General features: G+C 59.6%; 13 protein-coding genes. 7 read left to right on the top strand and 6 right to left on the bottom strand.

Annotated features, from left to right (window positions below; genetic code table 11):
- Positions 1-2: 2 nt before the first annotated feature.
- Positions 3-467, bottom strand: a complete 465-nt coding sequence (locus HWQ14_RS21410) for a YjiG family protein (RefSeq protein WP_148419277.1) — start codon at positions 465-467, stop codon at positions 3-5.
- Positions 464-1159, bottom strand: a complete 696-nt coding sequence (locus HWQ14_RS21405) for a nucleoside recognition domain-containing protein (protein WP_176610921.1) — start codon at positions 1157-1159, stop codon at positions 464-466. Before HWQ14_RS21405 ends, HWQ14_RS21410 begins: the two co-directional genes overlap by 4 nt.
- Positions 1160-1427: 268 nt before the next feature.
- Here HWQ14_RS21405 and cstA point away from each other — a divergent pair, with 268 nt between their 5' ends.
- Complete coding sequence (gene cstA, locus HWQ14_RS21400; RefSeq protein ID WP_148419273.1) at positions 1428-3533, top strand: pyruvate/proton symporter CstA; 2106 nt, start codon at positions 1428-1430, stop codon at positions 3531-3533.
- Between the two features lie 118 nt (positions 3534-3651).
- Complete coding sequence (locus tag HWQ14_RS21395; protein WP_014169079.1) at positions 3652-3849, top strand: YbdD/YjiX family protein; 198 nt, start codon at positions 3652-3654, stop codon at positions 3847-3849.
- Here HWQ14_RS21395 and HWQ14_RS21390 read toward each other — a convergent pair.
- The 4 genes from HWQ14_RS21390 to HWQ14_RS21375 all read right to left on the bottom strand — a co-directional run bounded on the left by HWQ14_RS21390 (position 3846) and on the right by HWQ14_RS21375 (position 6600).
- The gene (locus HWQ14_RS21390) at positions 3846-4250 is read right to left on the bottom strand and encodes a helix-turn-helix domain-containing protein (protein ID WP_176610920.1); all 405 of its coding nucleotides are present in this window, start codon (positions 4248-4250) and stop codon (positions 3846-3848) included. The genes HWQ14_RS21395 and HWQ14_RS21390 overlap by 4 nt on opposite strands.
- Positions 4225-4527 (bottom strand): type II toxin-antitoxin system RelE family toxin, encoded by a 303-nt coding sequence (locus HWQ14_RS21385; protein ID WP_176610919.1) that lies wholly within the window; start codon positions 4525-4527, stop codon positions 4225-4227. Before HWQ14_RS21385 ends, HWQ14_RS21390 begins: the two co-directional genes overlap by 26 nt.
- 183 nt (positions 4528-4710) lie before the next feature.
- The gene (locus HWQ14_RS21380; RefSeq protein WP_176610918.1) at positions 4711-5454 is read right to left on the bottom strand and encodes an SDR family NAD(P)-dependent oxidoreductase; all 744 of its coding nucleotides are present in this window, start codon (positions 5452-5454) and stop codon (positions 4711-4713) included.
- A gap of 57 nt (positions 5455-5511) precedes the next feature.
- Positions 5512-6600, bottom strand: a complete 1089-nt coding sequence (locus HWQ14_RS21375; protein ID WP_176610917.1) for an oxidoreductase — start codon at positions 6598-6600, stop codon at positions 5512-5514.
- A 169-nt stretch (positions 6601-6769) separates the two neighbouring features.
- Between HWQ14_RS21375 and HWQ14_RS21370 the strand changes: the two genes are divergently transcribed.
- The 5 genes from HWQ14_RS21370 (at position 6770) to HWQ14_RS21350 (ending at position 15957) form a co-directional block, all read left to right on the top strand.
- Positions 6770-8272: a sugar ABC transporter ATP-binding protein gene (locus HWQ14_RS21370; protein ID WP_176610916.1), complete on the top strand. Its 1503-nt coding sequence runs from the start codon at positions 6770-6772 to the stop codon at positions 8270-8272.
- The gene (locus tag HWQ14_RS21365; protein WP_148419261.1) at positions 8269-9264 is read left to right on the top strand and encodes an ABC transporter permease; all 996 of its coding nucleotides are present in this window, start codon (positions 8269-8271) and stop codon (positions 9262-9264) included. The genes HWQ14_RS21370 and HWQ14_RS21365 overlap by 4 nt, the downstream gene beginning before the upstream one ends.
- A gap of 19 nt (positions 9265-9283) precedes the next feature.
- Entirely contained in the window at positions 9284-10342 is a 1059-nt protein-coding gene (locus HWQ14_RS21360; protein WP_176610915.1) for a sugar ABC transporter substrate-binding protein, read from the top strand.
- A gap of 88 nt (positions 10343-10430) precedes the next feature.
- Positions 10431-11672, top strand: a complete 1242-nt coding sequence (locus HWQ14_RS21355; RefSeq protein ID WP_176610914.1) for an LVIVD repeat-containing protein — start codon at positions 10431-10433, stop codon at positions 11670-11672.
- Between the two features lie 127 nt (positions 11673-11799).
- Positions 11800-15957, top strand: a complete 4158-nt coding sequence (locus HWQ14_RS21350) for an Ig-like domain-containing protein (protein WP_176610913.1) — start codon at positions 11800-11802, stop codon at positions 15955-15957.
- Positions 15958-15970 lie beyond the last annotated feature (13 nt).

Below are 15970 nucleotides of genomic sequence, written 5' to 3'. Positions count from 1 at the left end.
GTTCAGAGAATAATGCGCATCAGCAGCATGGCTAAGAAAGCGTTGATCGCCGAGATGGCGATCATCAGCGGAATACGTTTGGCGCGCGTGCCGATCACGCCCAGAATGCGGCCCAGGTACTGCACCTGCGAGCCCATCAGGTAGATAGCGGGCGCCAGGATAGCCAGGTGCTCGCCGGTAAGAATGCCCTTATCAAACAGGCCGATGGCAACGCCGATCCCGCCGCCCATCGACATCCAGCCGCCAATCAGCACGGCGGCGGCCTCACCCGGCAGGCCAAACAGCCCCATCAGCGGGGCGAAGACCAGGCCCAGCCCTTTCAGGGCTCCGGTAATTTCCAGCGCCTTGATGATGATAAACGCCATCACCACGTTGGGCAGGGTGCTGCTGGTGGCGATGCCCCAGCCTTTGCGCGCGCCTTCGATAAACACATCGGTAATGACGGGATTAGACTGTGGGGCACTCATGCGGCGTCTCCTTTACCGGTGAAGGACAGGAACAGTCGGAGCAGATTTGCGCCCACGATTTTCATGATGAACATGACGGCAATGCAGGCGCCGATGGACGTGGGAACCGCTGCCGTGCCGTCTGCGGCCACCAGCGTAAAGAGGATTGCACCCGATGAGAAAAAGTTGGTGATCATCGCCCCGGCAGAGAACTGGAACATAGCGAAGACGTCTTTCTCTTTTTCGCTGATTTGCCCTTCATCAGACAGGTTTCGGGTGAGGGACGCGCCCACGTCGGTGCTTTGCAGGCTGCCAATCAGCGCCAGCCCGGCGGTACCGGGAATACCCAGCAGCGGGCGCAGCAGAGGGGTTAAGAGTCTGCGGGCGGCACGGAGCGCGCCGTAGTGCTCCAGCACGTTGATCGTCCCCAGCGCAAACATGACCGCCGGAATTAAACCAAGCGCGAAGAGAAATCCGTCCATCGCGCCGCTGCCGCCGACGCCGCGAAAGGCGCTGCTGGACGTCGTTAGCGTGCCGTCGTCCAGGCTGGCTTTACTGACCACTTTGCCAAACGCGCCGTTGAGGGTGGTGAAATCAAAGACGCCATACCACTCTTTGCCGCCCAGAAGGCCGGAGAAGAAAACGGCTGCAAACGCCAGCGCGAAGTACGCGCCGGGCCCGACCTTACTATCCTGAGGTACTGAACTGTTCATATCCTTTTACTTGTATGCACGCGATTGCGCAGGATCATTCTGGCGAGGTTATGACCAAAAAAAATGATACAAATCATTCCGTAAGACGGTGCCTGGACGAAAAAGGCAAAAGTGTGACCGAGGACGTCACGAAAGTGATCGGCTTAACACTGTGGTGTAAATCTCTGGTTTGACCACGCATTATTGCGTTTCAAAGTTGTTAAATCTTATCCGTTGTTCTAGAAACAAAATGTAACATCTCACCGTTTCACAACACCGGACAACAGCTATGAATAACTCAGGGAAATACCTTACATGGGCGGTGCTCTCCGTTGTGGGAGCCTTTGCCCTGGGCTATATCGCCCTCAACCGGGGGGAGCAGATCAATGCGCTCTGGATCGTCGTCGCCTCCGTCTGCATTTATCTGATTGCGTATCGTTTTTATGGCCGCTATATCGCCAACACCGTGCTGGCCGTTGACGGCACGCGCATGACCCCAGCCGTGCGCCATAACGACGGGCTGGACTACGTGCCGACCGATAAAAAGGTGCTGTTCGGTCACCACTTCGCGGCCATCGCCGGAGCGGGCCCGCTGGTGGGGCCGGTGCTGGCGGCGCAGATGGGCTACCTGCCGGGAATGATCTGGATCCTCGCGGGCGTGGTGCTGGCGGGCGCGGTGCAGGACTTTATGGTGCTGTTCGTCTCCACCCGCCGCGACGGCCGTTCTCTGGGTGAGCTGGTGAAAGAGGAGATGGGCGCAACCGCCGGGGTGATTGCGCTGGTGGCCACCTTTATGATCATGGTGATCATCCTTGCGGTGCTGGCGATGATCGTGGTGAAGGCGCTAACCCACAGCCCGTGGGGGACGTATACCGTAGCCTTCACCATTCCGCTGGCGTTGTTTATGGGGATCTACATCCGCTACCTGCGCCCGGGGCGCATTGGTGAAGTGTCGGTGATTGGCCTGGTGTTCCTCGTGTTCGCCATTATCTCCGGCGGCTGGGTAGCGGAAAGCCCGACCTGGGCACCGTTCTTCGACTTCACCGGCGTACAGCTGACATGGATGCTGGTGGGCTACGGCTTCGTGGCGGCGGTGCTGCCGGTGTGGCTGCTGCTGGCCCCGCGCGACTATCTCTCAACGTTCCTGAAAATCGGTACCATCGTCGGGCTGGCGATCGGCATTCTGATTATGCGCCCGACCCTGACCATGCCTGCGCTGACTAAGTTCATCGACGGCACCGGCCCGGTCTGGACCGGCAACCTGTTCCCGTTCCTGTTTATCACCATCGCCTGCGGCGCGGTCTCCGGCTTCCACGCGCTGATTGCCTCGGGCACTACGCCGAAGATGCTGGCGAATGAAAATCAGGCCTGCCTGATCGGCTACGGCGGCATGCTGATGGAGTCCTTCGTGGCGATCATGGCGCTGGTCTCCGCCTGCATTATCGATCCGGGCGTTTACTTCGCAATGAACAGCCCGATGGCGGTGCTGGCTCCGGCCGGAACCGTTGACGTGGTTGCCTCTGCCGCACAGGTGGTGAGCGGCTGGGGCTTTGCGATTACCCCTGAAACGCTGACGCATATCGCTAACGAGGTGGGCGAGCAGTCGATTATCTCCCGCGCAGGCGGGGCGCCTACGCTTGCGGTGGGCATGGCCTACATTCTCCACGGCGCGCTGGGCGGGCTGATGGACGTGTCGTTCTGGTATCACTTCGCCATTCTGTTTGAAGCGCTGTTTATCCTGACGGCGGTGGATGCGGGTACCCGAGCGGCGCGCTTTATGCTCCAGGACCTGCTGGGGGTGATCTCTCCGAACCTGAAGCGCACCGATTCGCTTCCGGCTAACCTGCTGGCGACGGCGCTGTGCGTGCTGGCGTGGGGCTACTTCCTGCATCAGGGGGTGGTGGATCCGCTGGGCGGGATTAACACCCTCTGGCCGCTGTTCGGTATCGCCAACCAGATGCTGGCGGGCATGGCGCTGATGCTCTGCGCGGTGGTGCTATTCAAGATGAAGCGCCAGCGTTACGCGTGGGTGGCGCTGGTGCCTACCGCGTGGCTGCTGATCTGTACCCTGACGGCGGGCTGGCAGAAAGCCTTCAGCCCGGACAACAAGGTGGGCTTCCTGGCGATTGCTAACAAGTTCCAGGCGATGATCGACAGCGGCGCGATCCCGCCGCAGTATACGGAGTCGCAGCTGTCGCAGCTGGTGTTTAACAACCGTCTGGATGCCGGGCTGACCATCTTCTTTATGGTGGTGGTTGTGGTGCTGGCATTGTATTCTCTCAAAACCGCGCTGGCGGCGCTGAAAGTCGACAAGCCGACGGCGAAAGAGACACCGTATGAGCCGATGCCTGAAAACCTGGACGAGATTGTGAGCCAGGCTAAAGGGGCGCATTAATTTACCAGATATACCCCTCACCCTAACCCTCTCCCCATAGGGGAGAGGGAACTTAGAACCCCCTCTCCCTTTGGGGTGTATGGGCCGGGGTGAGGGGAAAAAAAAAGAGAAATGACCTATGTTCGACACCCTTTCCAAAGCAGGTAAGTACCTGGGCCAGGCCGCCAAAATGATGATTGGCGTGCCGGACTACGATAACTACGTTGAGCATATGCGCGTCAACCATCCGGACCAGACGCCAATGACGTACGAAGCATTTTTCCGCGACCGTCAGGACGCCCGCTACGGCGGTAAGGGCGGGGCGAAGTGCTGTTAGCCCTCTTTCGGTAAATAGAGGCTGATCTGCTCCTGCTTACAGCCGTAAATCGCCGCCAGCTTTTCACGGGTGCGCTTTTGCGGACGGGAGTCCAGCGCTTCCAGCTGTGATACGGCGGACTGGCTGATGCCAAGTTTCTCCGCCACCTCCTGCTGCGACATGCCGCGCAGGATGCGCCATGCGGCCTGCAGGCTGACGTTCTGGCTGTGCATTACGTTGCAGACCTCTCCCGGTAGGCCTACGTTGTCGTAGATGTCTGACTCATAAGGAATATCCTCCCAGTCGTTTTCATCGTCGTCGTCGTACTCCAGCATGGCTAAGCGCATACGAAAGTATTCACCGTAAGGAATGACGACATACTGGTTTTTTCCTTCTTCATCCTTTATGAACTGAATAGCCATATTCCGTATGTTCCTCATGAAGGTAGGTGGTAGTTGTTCGGCGTTTTACTGCCACTACGTAGCAGGTATCGCCCGGCGGATCCCCAAAGGTGTAGATGACCCTGTAATCACCTAAACGCAGCCTGTAGTGGTTTTCGGGAAAAGATAATTTCTTGATATCCGATACAGGTGAAGCTTTATCGTCCATCTTCTCCAGCCTGAATTTAATGCGGTTTTGATACCGCTTATCGATTTTAGAAAATTGTTTCTCTGCCGTTTTTGACCAGACAATCTTCATCCGTACCTCCACTGTACGCCCACACAAAACATAAGGAAATAATAAGACTATTAGATAAATTCCGAATTTCTTATGGGGGACTGTAGACCGGACAAAAAGCGGAAAAAAGGGGCAAAACGCAAACCGTCGGGGCGGCTCGAAAATGCCTCTGCCGGGCGACAGAGGCTTACAGAAAATCTGCGATCAGGCGTTCAAACCGCCGTCCACGTCCAGCCCCGTACCGGAGATCTGTCCGGCGGCCGGGCTGGCGAGGAAGGTGACCGCCGCCGCGATGTCTTCCGGCTGGCCGTAGTGACCGACGGCAATCATCCGGCGCTGGGCTTCCGCCTGCTCCCCGTCCTCCGGGTTCATGTCGCTGTTTGTCGGTCCCGGATGAACAAGGTTAACGGTGATGCCGCGCGGGCCTAAATCGCGCGCCAGGCCGCGGGTGAGGGAGTTCAGAGCAGATTTGGTCATGGAGTAAACGGCAATGCCGGGCTGCGCCACGCGGTTTGCCAGACAGCTGCCGATATTGATGATGCGCCCGCCGTCGGACATGTGCACCAGCGCTTCCTGAATGGCAATCACCACGCCGCGAATGTTGACGTTGATAAGCGCGTCGATGTCCGCCAGCGTCATGGACTCCAGCGGGCCACCGCGCGCAATCCCGGCGTTATTGACCAGAATATCCAGCCCGCCGAGGGAGCGTGCCGCCTGGGTGACGGCGTCCTGAATCGCCTGCGCGCTGGCGCTGTCAGCCTGAATGGCCTCGCCGTGCCGCCCCAGCGCTTTTATCTCATCGGCGACCGCCTGGGCTTTATCGACGGACTTTTCATAGGTGATAACCACATCGGCACCGGCGCGCGCCAGCGACAGCGCGATAGCACGGCCCAATCCCCGGCTGGCGCCGGTAACCAGCGCTTTCTTACCTGATAAATCGATCTGCATGATGACCTCGTTACGAGAGTGGTGAGAATCATCATTAGGTATAGCCCGTCGGCGCGATTAACGGCTGAAGGATTCCACCTTTTCAAACGCGGCGCGCAGAACGTCTGGCGTGAGCGTAACCGGTAAATAGTGAATCGACTCCACCGGGCGCAGGGTGTGGGCAATGACCTTGTCCAGTTCGTCGCGGTTATGGATATCGACCTCCAGCGCGCGAAGCGTGGTCGGCAGGTTAAAGCGCTGATAGGCCGCTACCAGCTGGCCCAGCACGTCGTCCTGGCCGAGCAGGGCGCTCTGCACCAGAATGCCGTAGGCCACCTTCGTGCCGTGGAGGTATTTTTCCGTCTGCGGCAGCACGGTTAAGCCGTTGTGCACCGCATGTGCCGCCGCCACGCGGGTATAGCGTTCGCCCAGACCGCCGACCATACCGCCACCGGCGATAACGGCGTCCACCACGTCCCGAAACGCCTGCGTCTGGTCGCCGCGCTGCTGGTCGGCCAGCACCTCTTCGCTGCGCTCCAGCAGCACGTCGCGGATCGCCAGCGCGCCGTTGAGGCCAAGACGCACGGTCAGCGGCAGGTTTTCAGGCTGCGGCGCGAGTACGACCGCCTCATACCATTTCGCCAGCGTATCGCCGATCCCCGCCAGCAGGTACTCCGCCGGAGCGTTAAGGATGATCTGCGGCTCCACCAGCACCAGGAAGTTGGCGTCGTCAAAAATCTCGAACTGCAGCGCCTGACCGGCATCGTTGTACCAGACGGAGAGCGGCGTCCACGCCGCACAGGTAGCGGCAATCGTGGGAATGCCAACGAACGGCACCCCTAAACGACGCGCCACGGCCTTAACGGTATCCATTACCGCACCGCCGCCGATGCCGATCGCCACGCGGGTATCGCTGCCGGCGTCGTTCACCAGACGGGTGACGTCGCGCTCGCTGCAGTGGCCCTTAAACAGCAGGTGCTTTGCTCCCGGCGTGCTAAAGCTCTCCGGCAGAAAAGGGCGCGCGCCTTCGATGGCCCGCTCGCCGTAGATCCACACCGCGCGGGAAAGCTGCTCTGGGGTAAAAAAGTCATTCAGACGCGCAAGGCTTCCAGGGTGCGAGAAGTAGTTCGCCGGGCCGGGTACGACGCGGATATCGGTGTTGCTCATGGTGTTGTCCTTTTTTAGCAAGCGCTAACCCGATGTTATGTCTGGACATCCGGATGGCTAATAATATTTCGCTTTATCTTATGCCTTTTCCGTCGTTGTCAGTCAACCGGAGCTGTGAAAAATTCGATAAATCAGAAGAGTTCAGAAGAGTAATGAAGGATTTACGCGGATGGTTTCCAGTCGCCTTGAGATGCGCGGTATCAGCCTGGCCTTTTCCGGCTTTCAGGCGCTGTCGCGCGTGGACTTTACCCTGAACGGCGGATCGGTGCATGCGCTGACCGGCGCCAACGGCGCGGGGAAATCGACGCTGATGGCGGTGCTGTGCGGAACGCACGGTCATTACGAAGGCGAAATCTGCATCAACAACCAGCCGGTAAGCGTGCGTGAACCGCTTGACGCGAAGCGGCTGGGCATTCACCTCGTGCAGCAGGAGGTGGACGTGGCGCTGATCCCGGGGTTAAGCATCGCCGAGAATATTATGCTCGACCAACTGGCGCAGCCGGGGCACCGCTACAGCTGGCGCGCCGTTCGCCAGCAGGCGCGGCAGGCGCTGGCGCAGCTCGACGTGGCGCTGGACGTGCGCCGTTCCGTCGACGGCTGTTCGCTGACCGAAAAGCAGCAGATTTTGCTGGCGCGGGCGCTGTCGCACCACTGCCGTTTTTTAATTCTTGATGAGCCCACCGCGCCGCTGGACGCACACGAAAGCGAGCGCCTGTTTGCGGTGGTGAGGCGCTTAAAGCAGCAGGGCATCGGCGTGGTGTTTATTTCTCACCGCATCCACGAGCTGAAGGCCATCTGCGACACCCTGACGGTGCTGCGCGACGGCAGGCTGATTGAGTCTGGCCCGATGGCGGACCTCAGCGGCGAAGCGATCGTCGAGAAGATGCTCGGCCACGTGCTGAGCGATATCTATCCGCCCGCGCGCCCTGCGCACGGTGAAGAGACGCTGCTGCGGGTGGAGGGGCTGCATGACGACGCGCTGCTGAAAGATATCTCCCTGCACCTGCGCAAGGGCGAAATCCTCGGGATTGCCGGGCTGGCGGGCGCGGGGAAAACCGAACTCTGCAAGGCGCTGTTTGGCGCCACCAAAAGCCTCACGGCGCGCGGCGAGCTGAATCATCAGCCCTGGAAACCGCGCGATCCGGCCGACTCTGTGCAGCGCGGGCTGGCGCTGGTGCCGGAGGAGCGGCGCAAGGAAGGCATCTTTATTGACGAGCCGGTGAGCATGAACCTGGCCGTGACGGCAGATAACAGCTTCTCGCGCTGGAGTTTCTTCGGCCATCGTCAGGCGTGGCGCTGGGCGGAAGAGGTCATTGCCCGCGTCGGCGTGCGAACGCGCGGGCCGGGGCAGGTGCTGCGTCGGCTTTCCGGCGGCAACCAGCAGAAGGTCGCGATCGGCAAATGGCTGCGCAATGATGCCAGCGTGCTGATCTTCGACGAGCCGACCAAGGGCGTGGACGTAAAGGCCAAAACCGATCTGTTTCAGCTGATCGACGGCCTGGCGCGGGAAGGCAAAGGGGTGATTTACGCCTCCGGCGAGTTTGCCGAGCTGGTGGGGCTGTGCGATCGCATCTGCGTGCTATGGGACGGGCGCATCGTGGCGGAAATCGCCGGAGCCGAAGCCCGGGAAGAGACACTACTTTTTTATTCAACCGGAGGAACGGCGTCGTGAGCAAGGCCCTTTCAGTAACGGCGACGGTATCTGGCCGTCAGCAACTTTTCGACTTTCTCTACCGGTGGGGCATGCTGCTTACCGTCGTCGCGCTGGTGGCCATCTTTGGCCTGGCGTCGGACAGCTTCCTCGACCCGAACAACATCATCAACATTCTGCGCTCGATCGCCATCGTGACGGTGATCGCCGTCGGCGTGTCGATTTCGCTGACCGTTGGCGGGTTCGATCTCTCCGTTGGATCCACGGCGTCGCTGGCGAACGCGCTGGTGATTTCGCTGTTCGTCTGGCACGGCTTCGGCACCACCGAGTCGATCCTGATCACCCTCGCGCTTTGTATGCTGGTCGGCCTGTTTAACGCCTTTCTGATCGTCATCCTGCGCATCCCGGACATGCTCGCCACGCTTGCCAGCCTGTTCGTCATTCAGGGCGTGGCGATGACCTACAGCTACGGCGGCTCGATTACCGAAAACATGGTGCTGCCGAGCGGCGACATGGCGGAAGGCACCATTCCGGCAGCGTTTGGCCTGCTGGGGCAGGTGCCAACCATCGTCATCATCATGCTGGCGGTGACGCTTCTGGCGCAGCTTGGGCTGTCGCTGACCACGCACGGCCGACGCATGTACGCCATTGGCGGCAACCCGGAGGCCGCGCGCCTCTCCGGCATTCGCACCACGCGCTACAGGGTGACGGCCTACGTGATTGCCTCGCTGCTGGCGGGGCTGGGCGGCATTCTGCTGGCCTCGCGCATCGGTTCGTCGCAGGTCAATGCGGGCGGTGGTTACCTTATGGATGCGGTAGCCGCGGCGTGGATCGGCTTTTCGCTGGCCGGGTCCGGCAAGCCGAACGCGCTGGGGACGCTGGTCGGGGCGGTTATTCTTGGCGTGCTGTCGAACGGGCTGGTAATGCTCTCCGTGCCGTATTACGCCATGGACATTATAAAAGGGCTGGTGCTCGCGGTAGCGCTGGCGATTACCTACATACAAAAACGCTGACAACGCAACGGGATAAAAAATGAAAAAGATTGCACGCTCTCTGGTAGCGCTTGGGTTACTCACTTCTCTGCCGGGCTTTGCGGCCGCGCCGGTGCCGGCGGCCATTGCTAACCACGACGGCCCGATCCGCATCGCGGTGATCCGCAACCTTGGCTCCGACGACAACACCACGCAGTTTGTCGCCGGTGCCATTCAGGAAGGGAAGAAGCTTGGCTTTAAGGTCAGCACCTTTTTAAGCAACGGCGATGACGCCAAATTCCAGGATTTTGTGAACCAGGCCATCAGCCAGAAGTATGACGGGATTATTCTCTCTCAGGGCCGCGACCCGTACTCGACCGCGCTGGTGAAGAAGGCGGTGGAGGCAGGGATCAAAGTCGCCGTGTTTGATACCGCGGTTAACGGCGACATCCCCGGCGTAACCGTCACCCGGCAGGACGATGCCTCCCTGACGACTCTCTCCTTCGGCCAGCTGGCAAAAGATTTCAACGGCAAGGCCAATATCGTCAGGCTGTGGGTGGCGGGCTTCCCGCCGATGGAGCGCCGTCAGGCGGCGTATAAGGAGCTGCAAAAACAGTACCCGGACATCAAAGAGCTGGAGTCCATCGGCGCGGTCTCCTCTGACGTGCAGGGCGATACCGCCAACAAGGTGGGTGCGATCCTGGCGAAATACCCGAAAGGCAAAATCGACGCTATCTGGGGCACCTGGGACGCCTTCAGCCAGGGGGCGTACAAGGCCCTCAAAGAGAACGGCCGCACCGAAATTAAGCTCTACAGCATCGACATCTCCAACCAGGATCTGCAGCTGATGCGCGAGCCGGGCAGCCCGTGGAAGGTGAGCGTGGCGGTGGATCCGAAGCTGATTGGGGCGACCAACGTGCGCCTGATTGCCAACAAGATTGCCGGGGAAGCGACGCCTGCGACCTACGACTTCAAGGCCGCCGCGATCCCGCAGGCGCTGCTGACCGCCCAGCCGGGCGCGGTGAACGTGGCGTCGCTGGGGAAAATCATTCCGGGCTGGGGCCAGACGGAAGATTTTATTGCGCCGTGGTTTGCGACGCTGGAAGCGAAAAATAAATAAACCAGGTCCGGTGGCGTCAGGTGCAGCCTGATGCCCTCATCCTGGCCCTCTCCGACAGGAAGAGGGGGAAAACCAACAGGAGCTAACGGTGACGACACTGCCACCCCCAGAGTACAGCCGCAATATGCGGCTGATTGGCCATAGCGACCAGGGCGGTCGACCGGACGGCGTGCAGCTGATGGTGCATCGCGGTTTCGCCTATATCGGCCATATGGTGTCGCAGGGCTTTTCGATTGTTGACGTGCGCGACCCAAAAAATCCAAAACCCGCGGGCTACGTGCCCGCGCCGCCGGGTACCTGGAACGTGCACCTCCAGGCGCACGACGATCTGCTGCTGGTCATCAACGCCCGGGATCTGTTTGCCGATGCCCGCTTCGCCGACGAGAAGGTCTACTACACCCGCCAGGTGGGGGAGACCGTCAGCGACGTGCAGGACAAAGGCTGGAGCGCGGGCCTGCGCGTATTTGACATCTCCGTGCCGGACGCGCCGCGTGAAATCGGCTTTCTGTCGCTGAGCGGCATTGGCATACACCGTATCTGGTACGTCGGCGGGCGCTGGGCGTACGTGTCGGCGCTGATCGACGGTTTTACCGATTACATCTTCCTGACCATCGACCTGGCGGATCCGCGCAGGCCCGAAGTGGCGGGGCGCTGGTGGCTGCCGGGGATGAACCAGGCCGCAGGTGAACGGCCGGACTGGCCGGAAGGCAAACGCTACGCGCTGCATCACGCCATCATCGCCGGGGATACCGCCTACGGCAGCTGGCGCGACGGCGGCCTGACGCTGCTGGACGTGAAAGACCGCGCGCAGCCGAAGCTGATTAGCCATCGCAGCTGGAGCCCGCCGTTTGGCGGCGGGACGCACACCGCGCTGCCGCTGCCGGACCGCTCCCTGCTGGTGGTGCTCGACGAAGCGGTGCTGGATAACCAGCAGGACGGCGAAAAGCTCATCTGGCTGTTTGATATCCGCGAGCCGGCGAACCCGGTGAGCATCTCCACCTTCCCGCAGCCGGATGAGCGTGACTATGTGGCAAAAGGCGCGCACTTCGGCCCGCATAACCTGCACGAAAACCGGCCGGGGAGCTTCGTCAGCTCAACGCTGATTTTCGCGACGTATCAGAACGCGGGCGTGCGCGCGTACGACATTTCGAACCCGTACCGGCCGGTAGAAACGGGGGCGCTGGTACCTGCTGCTCCTGAAAGGATGATGGATACGCGCCCGAACCGTCCGCAGGTGATCCAGTCGTGCGACGTGTTTGTGGATGCGCAGGGGATTATTTACAGCACGGATTATAATGCGGGTTTATCGGTGATTGAATATTTGGGATAAAAAGGAAGGAGGCTGAAATATATATTTGGTGAATGATTATATTTATGGATTCTTAAAATAAACGCACCGACTTTATCTTTAAGTCCTGATACGTACTATGGCTCTTTTTTATTCAAGGATGAATGTAATGAGCCTGAAAAAATGTGCAGCCTGGTTGCAAATAGCACTGCAGCTGCTTCCGCCGTCGTTATTTTCGCTGGGAGCGACGCCCGTCGCCGCTCAGGATAAGGTATCTGAGCCGCAAAGCACCGAGCGGGTGGTAGCGCAAACCGCCGTGCAGGCGGGGTCGCTGCTGGAGAGCGGCAGCGGCCGTTCTGTCGCAAGCGCAATTACGTCCCAGGCGACAAATACCGCCACGCAGGAAATTGAGTCCTGGTTAAATCAATTTGGTACCACGCGTCTGAATATTGGTACCGATGAGCATTTTTCCATTCAGGACGCGGATCTGGATCTGCTTATCCCTTTATATGAGCAACAGTCCTCGCTGGTGTTTACCCAACTGAGCGGGCGTCGTCACGATGACAGAAATATCGTTAATGCCGGATTGGGCTACCGCGAATTTAATTCCAGCTGGATGTGGGGCGTGAACGCCTTTTACGATCGTCAGGTGTCGGCGAACCAGCATCAGCGGCTGGGCGTGGGGGCTGAGGCAGGCTGGGACTATCTGCGGCTTTCTGCGAATGGCTATTATCGCCTGAGCGACTGGATGTCGTCTTCACGCTATCAGGATTATGACGAGCGCGTGGCGAACGGTTTTGACCTGCGTGCAACCGGCTATCTTCCAGCCTATCCGCAGCTTGGGGCGAACCTCATCTACGAACAATACTATGGCGAGCACGTCGGGCTTTTCGGAGACGATGAAGACGATCGTCAGAAAGATCCTTACGCGGTGACGGTTGGTCTGAACTACACGCCCGTTCCGCTGATTACCCTGGGCGTAAACCAAAAAATGGGCAAAGGCGAGGCGTCGGACACGCAAATAAGCTTTGCCCTGAACTGGGCGCCTGGCGTGCCGTTGGCTGCCCAGCTTGACGCAGATCGGGTAGGGGCTCAACGCAGGCTGATGGGGTCACGCAAGGCGCTGGTGGAGCGTAATAACAATATCGTTCTTGATTATCGCAAGCAGGAGCTGATTTCGCTCTCGCTGCCCGAAAACATTGCCGGTGAGGAGAACGCCCGGCAGACCGTCACGGCAAAAGTGACGTCAAAATACGGGCTCGAGCGCATCGAGTGGAGCGGCGACAGTCTGATCCGCCACGGGGGGAAAATTACCGTGGGTGCCGATCCGGCCCAGGCGGTAATTACGCTTCCAGCCTGGCAGAGCAGCGGCTCAAACGTCTATCCGCTAACCGCTACCGCCACCGACAAACACGGCAATACCTCTAATACCGCGCGAATGGAGGTGAGCGTTAACGGCATGGGCGTTAACGCCTTACAGTCCAGCCTGACGGCATCACCCGCCAGGCTTCCGGCGGATGGTACCAGCCAGTCTGCGCTAACGCTGACGCTGAAAACCGCCTCAGGAGAAGTTGCCACCGGCCTGGCGGAGCGCATCAGTACAGCGCTTACGCTAAAAAATAGCGTGGCGTCTGCTGCCGTGGCGGTAGCGCCAGAGGTAAGCCAGTTCCGCGAATCGGCGCGCGGCGTTTACACGGCGACGCTCACCAGCGGCACCACGCCGGCGACCATCACGGTGCAGGCGCTGATCGACGGAACGGTTAAACTCGCTACCGCGTCTGTTACTGAGGAGGCGATTTCCGTTAATCCTGAGATCGCTACCCTTGAGCCGTCGACGCTGAGTGCGCCAGCAGATGGGGTAACGTCGGTCTCGATTGTCGCAAGCGTAGTCGACCAGTATGGCGCTCCGCTGTCAGGGCAGGTCGTGATGTGGTCTGCGGATAATGCAGCGGCTCTGCTGTCAGATAAGCAGTCCACCACCAACGAACGCGGGGAGGCCAGCATCCGGCTGAACAGCCGCGATGTGATTTCAACCGTGGTAAGCGCGCAGCTGGAGGGGGGAAACACGCTCTCGACACCAGCTCTGAAATTTATTGCGGATGTTGCCAGCGCCCGGGTGGAAACGGTAACTGCCGATAAGCAGAAGGTCGTGGCGAATAATAGCGACAGCGTAACCTATACCGCACTGGTTGCTGACGGCAGCGATCATCCCCTTGGCAACGTTACGGTCAACTGGACCGTTAAGCGTGAGGATGGGACTCAGGTTGCGAGCAAAACCTCAGTGACGGACAGCGCGGGTAACGCCACATTATCTTTATCGTCGGCAAAGACGGGCGTTGTCTTGGTTTATGCAAACGTGAACCAGCAAAATGCTGTGAAAGCCGAGGCCGTGACGTTCGTGGCCGATACCAGCACCCAGCGCATTACCGCGGTAACAGCAGATAAACAAGAGGCTATAGCAAACGGCAGCGACGGTATTACCTGGACGGCACAGGTGCGCGATCTGCAGGGAAACGCGATTTCGGGTGTGGCGGTTAACTGGTCGGCAGATAACGATGACGTTAAGCTCGCCGACAACACCACGCTGACGGACGCGCGGGGAAATGCTTCGCTGGTGGTTACCTCGCTGAAATCAGGCAGCGTGGTTATAACGGCCCGGACCGCGGAAAGCGCACCCGTTCGTGCTGACAGCGCAACCTTTACAGCCGATCTCACGACCGCGAAACTGACGGAGATGGCCGCCGACAGCGTGACGGCGGTTGCCAACGGCACCGACGGTATTACGGTGAGCACGACCGTTGTGGATGCCAATAATAACCCGGTAGTCGGGGCGCAGGTTGACTGGAAGGTGAGCCCTTCCGGCGCGACGTTATCCGATACGGCCAGCGTTTCGGATGCATCCGGTAAGGCGAGCGTGACGTTACGCTCTGACACGGCCGGGAACTATGCTCTTCAGGCAACGCTAGGCAGCAGCAGATCAAGCGTGTTGAATCTGACCTTCACGGGTGACAACACGACGGCAAAGATAGCTACCGTAACTGCGGATAAAACGACCGGCATCGTGGCCGACAGCGATACCGTAGTATTAACCGCAACCGTGGTGGATAGCCATCAGAACCCTGTACCAGGCGCCGCCGTTAGCTGGAGCAGCACTCATGCCGCCGACGTGATCCTGACGCCAGCTTCAGCGATGACCAATGCGCAAGGGCAGGCTGAAACGCGCTTCTCATCGCGCAAGGCGGGAAACATCACCGTAACCGCGATGGTTAACGGTAACGGCCAGACCCTTGCTCTCTCTGTGATCGGTAATCCGGCTACCGCGCAATTTACGAGCCTCAGTGCGGATAAAAAAGAGGCGGTGGCTGACGGGAACGCGACCATACGCTGGACCGCCACCGTCGAGGACGTCAACCATAACCCGCTTAGCGGTGTGGATGTTGCGTGGCGTGTAGATAACAGCAGCGTGAAGCTTGCCAGCGCCAGCACAAAAACCAATGAAGCGGGTCAGGCGGCTGTAACGGCGTCAACGACAACGGCCGGAACGGCAACGGTTAGCGCAACAGTTGTCGGTTCAACGGCGGCGATAAACGCGGAGCCAGTAACATTCACTGGCGATGCGACCACCGCCAGGGTTGAGAGCCTCAAGGCCAGTTCTGACCACGCGGTGGTCAACACCGACCGCATTACCTACACCGCGGTGGTGAAAGACGTAAACGGTAATGCCGTTAAAAATGCGACGGTCAGCTGGAGCACCACGCTTAATACGCTTTCAGCGCAAACCAGCGTGACTAACGGCAGCGGCGCAGCGACCGTGAAGCTGAGCGGCCCGGATACCGGTACGGCAAAGGTGAGCGCTGCAATCAATAACGCCGCTAAAACCGATCAAACGGTGGTGTTTATTGCCAGCTATTCAGCCATGTGGAGCATCACCGGTTCGACAGGGGCATTCAGTACGGGCGCAATATTTGGCTTCCCTTCGCTGGGGTTCGTGGCAACGGGCAGCACAAAGGGGTCGACGTCTCTGGTGTGGACCGCAGAAGGTTACAGCACGCTTGTCGTGCCGATGAAGGACGAACAGGGCAATACCCGTGACGTGAAAATTCGCGCGCAGCGCGGCTCTGACTGTTCCACTCGTCCGTTCAACGTGGCGGTTTTGTGTAGCACCTGGGAAACCACGGGCTATTGCGCAAGCCTGAAGTATGTGCAGGCCGATAACCCGGATCTCCCGAGCGGGGTATACCGGGGGGATATCAAGTTTGCCGGTAAGGACTGGCACTCGTCGTGGTCACTTGATTACACCGTGTCCACCACGCTCACCCAAAAATGACGCCTAAACCTCC

This window comes from Enterobacter cloacae, from assembly GCF_013375935.1.
Classification (GTDB): domain Bacteria; phylum Pseudomonadota; class Gammaproteobacteria; order Enterobacterales; family Enterobacteriaceae; genus Enterobacter; species Enterobacter pasteurii.
Note: the sequence above shows the minus strand (reverse complement) of the source record. Positions and strands in the feature narration are given on the sequence as shown.